The sequence below is a fragment of the Yersinia sp. 1252 StPb PI genome (assembly GCF_048593885.1).
Lineage (GTDB): Bacteria > Pseudomonadota > Gammaproteobacteria > Enterobacterales > Enterobacteriaceae > Yersinia > Yersinia enterocolitica_E.
Genome location: NZ_JAZGQE010000258.1, coordinates 1 through 4,583, shown reverse-complemented (window position 1 = coordinate 4,583; position 4,583 = coordinate 1). Strand labels below are relative to the sequence as shown.

Sequence of the window (4,583 nt, the reverse complement as noted above, 5' to 3'; positions counted from 1 at the left end):
CTTCTATTTTATTAGTATTATCGCGGCCTTCAACCTTTGTATAAGCACTAAACTTCCCCACTGCGTCTCGAAAAATAACGCGGCTTAATTTAGTAGAAGCCCGCTGGGAAGTACCTTCACTATGATAGCCACCAAAGTATCCACCAATAACCTTCTCATATTCAGAACGATATAAGGAAGCATCTAGCAACCAATAGCCAAGTGGTAAACTGTAATTCATAGACCAAGAACTTTGACTATCGGTTTTGGCATACAAATCATTGTAAGCATAATAGAAAGATAAAGAGTCATTAAATCCGGAAAAATTATTTACGGTCAAAGTCGAATTGTATTGATGCCAACCATCATCTTCACGGCCTGAGTTATTCATCCCTACAGAGAGTGAAATAGGAAAATAACTTGAATTACTGAGATCTAAAGTTGAGTAGCCAAAGTCATCCGATGGAACAATTTGTAATTTATCAGTCCTTGAAACTCGAAGTAAGTTATCCAACCCTTGGTCAATATCTGACATTTTAAGTTTATTCCCTTGGGCAAAAGGAATTGCACTAAACAGCCTGGTTTTTTCAAAGAATGTGGGTGGATTCCCCTCGACACTAAACCCTGAAATCTTCCCCCATAATACCTCTAATTTAAGTACCCCCTCACGTAAACTACCCGGTTGAACAGTCACCAGCGTTGTCGCATAACCCTTGCCAACATAGAAATTGGTCAAATCCTTAACCAATTCCATTATCTCCTTTTGTCCCATCTCAGTATCTAAGAATTGCATAATAATCTTCTGCCTTTGTGGTGAATTGGCATAGATATCATCGTTTTCAATACTAATATGATGAATAAAAAACGTATATTTTGACTTCAAAAGATTATCCTCATGCTGCTCATTGAGAATATTATTCTGACGTCTTATTTCGCTCTCTCTACGTTTTTCATCTTGAATCATTGAGCGTGTACGGCTACGTTCCAGTCTATCTAATTCTCTGGATGCGTTTGATGCTTGAGTATTTAATTGTGGTGGCTGTATTTGAGCATTAACCTGTGCGCACATAAATGCGAATGGCGCGACAATGCAGCCTGTTAAATACATCCTATTAATAATAACCATTCTGACGATACCAAACATGATATTACTCTATCGTTAAATTGAAATAAACTTGGCCAGCAACATTTCCTGATGTGATGTTTTTCCTATTTGGATCCACTATGTATATTTGGGCAAAATATTTTAGATCTTTATGTTCATCTACGTTAAATATAATTTCGGATGATTTTGTACCATCCACCTGTTGAGCATTAATCCCATTCCCAGTTAACATCCTTGTCCCTATTCCTTTCGCACCACCATTTTCAACGGGAATAGTATTTTGGATAACCCCTCTAGAGGAGGTTACAGGTTGTTGTTCAACAGTGGTAAATGCTATTTTTACAGAAGACGCCTGTGGACAATATACTGAGATTGAAAATGGAATTGGAGTTCCATGTTTATTACCTGTATTGAAATCAGAAAGAGGATAATTTCCCAAATCAATATTTAAATTTGAATTTGCGATCATACAGGAACGTACAACAACTGAAGTATTGGCTGTTAACACTATAGATAATAATGTTAGACTATTGCTTGCCTCCTCAGCTGCAGTAAGGACAACCTTTGCAATTTCACCCTGGGGGATATCCCCTGCTGTTATTTTTCCGGTTTGAATAAATTCGATTAATAAACTGTCGTTATTTATGGTGCAAGGCGATTGACAATCTTGAATCGTTGGAAAATAAGCAGCGTCACGGCTAACGGGCCATTTTATTCTGATTCCTACACCACCAATTTCAGTACTGTATACATCAGGAAGAGCTGATAAAGAATTACCGCGCGTATAAGTAGACGTTAGGCGGGTTTTTACCCCCCCCCCACAGGTATAATTTAATGTATTAACGGGAATAAGCCGCGATCCAAGAACAGAACCTATTGCTCCATTTTCTGCTGGGTTAAGAACCAATTGAGGCATAGCAACCGTTGCTACATTTCCCGAACAGGTTGCAGCTATTACACTCGAACTCATCCAACCTAACGACAAAGCAATAAGGGTTAACATCCTAATAATTAACATATAACATTCACCTCAATTAGGTTAGCTACTTTCATTACGACAAATAGTGTTGACGATTTTTATGTTTTCATAGTCAGAATAGAGTTCAGGTATATAGTTGATAAAACATTTCTGTATGCCTTCTTTACTGTTCCAAACAATAGTAATACTCTGCGATTTCTCACTCGAGAGAATGATATTCCCACCTTGACCAACCACACCTAGTGAATCACCAGCAGCATTATAGGCGTTGGCACCAAAGGGGATATAGTGTCCTTCTTCATTCTTAATCTTAAGAATTTGGTTATTAATATTTTTAGTATCAAACTTAACTAATACAGAAGCACCTGCTGTTGGCACTATTTTAATTCTATCCTCTTCAATCTCTATATTAGTTGGCATATCTTTTACATTAAGAGAGATATCATTATATTGGAATGGTGACAAATACGGTAAAATAGCATATCCATTTTTAGCTACCCGTGCATTTGTATAAGGATAAATACTGGCTCCAGTCGCACCTTTGGCTTCAATAATACCCAAGGTATCGCTAATAGAATGCGATAGGTTCACTCCGCCGGCATGCACGACAATACCACTACTTAAATTTACTGAAGCCATAGAGTTCGATCTACCTTGGCTATAACCAAGATTTATTAATGATGTGTTACCACTATATCCACCGTTAATGCCGAAATTGCGATCACTATTGCTTGTTCCATCGATCCAAGATCCATAGCTATATTCTTGATGTTCGCCAACAGTACCACTAATCGCTGTTTTTAATCGGGACTCGCGATCATTATGACTTATTGTCGACGTTAATCTTGGCCTATTACGATGACTTGAAGCCGTATCTAATGGAATGCTGAGTGATAAACGTAAGGTATTCTCACCATTACCATAGCGATTATTTAACCGATTAAAACCTAAGCTATAATTGACGGACCCTACCGAGTTTGCATAGCCAACTTGGTAGTTTAACGTATTCTTCTCATTAACATCTTTATGCCAGTATCGACCATAGTAGGTTGTTAAAAAGAGGCTTCCCCACCCAGGGGATAGATTTTGATTTATATTTGCTTCAAGTACTTCGCGATAATTTTCAGTACGAATACCTTTGCCACTCTTTTGGGCCTCAACAGTATTAAGCGCATCCATTAATGTAAAATAATTACTACTTGAGTAGCGATATGCCATTAAGCTAAAATTAGTTTTTGTTGGTTCAACGACCTTCGCCAGGCTTACTTTAAAACTCATATTGCAAAATGTAGAGTCACATTGCGATTCATCATCTGCTTTAACTGAAGTTGAAGAACGTGTCGCATCAAAACTTAACGCACCGACTGGTGTATTAAATGCAACCCCACCAAGCAATGCAAAATAATCAGTTGATATAGTTTTCTGTATACCACCATAGCCAGTAATATAATTATTAAATCCATATTGATAGCTCCCCTCAAATAACATGGGTGGATCACTAAGGTTTGAGCTTCTTATCTCACCTACTGTGGCCGTGTATCTTGAGTATCCTTCACGTAAAAGTTGAGGAATACTAGAATAAGGCACAACTTGTACTCTTATATTTCCGCTTGCTTCTCTGATAGTTACTTCAAGATTCCCACCATAACCGGCTGTATTTAAATCATTTATAATAAACTCGCCAGGGGGAACATTTGTTTCATGGATAACATTGCCATTTTGTCGGATGGTGACCAAGGCATTACTGTCGGCGACCCCTCTGATTACTGGTGCATATCCCCGCATAGAATTTGGCAGCATGCGATCATCAGTATATAGGCTGGCCCCCCGAAGTGGCGTGGTATTAAACATAGCCCCAGTAGTATTCACATCTCCAAAGATAAATTGTGACTGATTGGCCGCGAATGATCTCTGTATATAAGCAGATTGGTTATTCCACGTTACACTTTCATCGCTACTACTATTTGCCATACCATTAGTATAAAATCGCCATGGTCCTAGCTTTGCTGATGTATTCAAGCTGCCATAATAGAATTGTTTGTTTTTTTTATGATCATTATATTCAGATGAGTTTTTATAATTAGATGCATTCAAACTATAAGCTAAGGTTAATGCTGGGACACCCTCATCCCATAACTCTGGTCTAATATATCCATTAGGCATACTCTCCACATAGACCTGTGGTATCGTCAGATATAGCTTCTGATCGCCATCGTCAAAAGTTATTGTTGCATCTGGGATAATATCGTTAATTAAGATGCAACCATTGCTTTGCCAGTCCTGAGGGAGCATGCTCAGTCTTACACCAAAAGCCAGTATATCTTTCGGAGTGAAACAAGGTTGAACACCTTGTTCTTTATCTGTTTCAATAAAGTTTACATTTAAACTTTCAATATTTTTTGAGTTTAAATTCATTTCTACATAATACTTTCCAGCTTTTACTGTATCTTCACCATCAAAATCCTCTAAATTAATCCCATGCTCATAAAACTTCATAAAGCCAGACTTAAATTTAACCTG

3 protein-coding genes are annotated in these 4,583 nt (G+C 37.8%); all 3 read right to left on the bottom strand.

All coding sequences use genetic code 11. From position 1 onward, the window contains the following. The coding region (locus V2A85_RS22025; protein WP_420072370.1) for a ShlB/FhaC/HecB family hemolysin secretion/activation protein at positions 1-1,123 on the bottom strand (1,123 nt) is incomplete at its 3' end. Between the two features lie 4 nt (positions 1,124-1,127). Then, positions 1,128-2,102, bottom strand: coding sequence for a fimbrial protein (locus V2A85_RS22020; RefSeq protein WP_420072369.1), 975 nt, complete (start codon positions 2,100-2,102; stop codon positions 1,128-1,130). Positions 2,103-2,123: 21 nt separating this feature from the next. Continuing rightward, a partial coding sequence (locus tag V2A85_RS22015) for a fimbria/pilus outer membrane usher protein (RefSeq protein ID WP_420072368.1) occupies positions 2,124-4,583 on the bottom strand: 2,460 nt, incomplete at its 5' end.

What these genes read in the sequence shown, in the direction of transcription:
- V2A85_RS22020 (WP_420072369.1), bottom strand. Translation starts at nt 2,102, where the DNA reads ATGTTAATTATTAGGATGTTAACCCTTATTGCTTTGTCGTTAGGTTGG.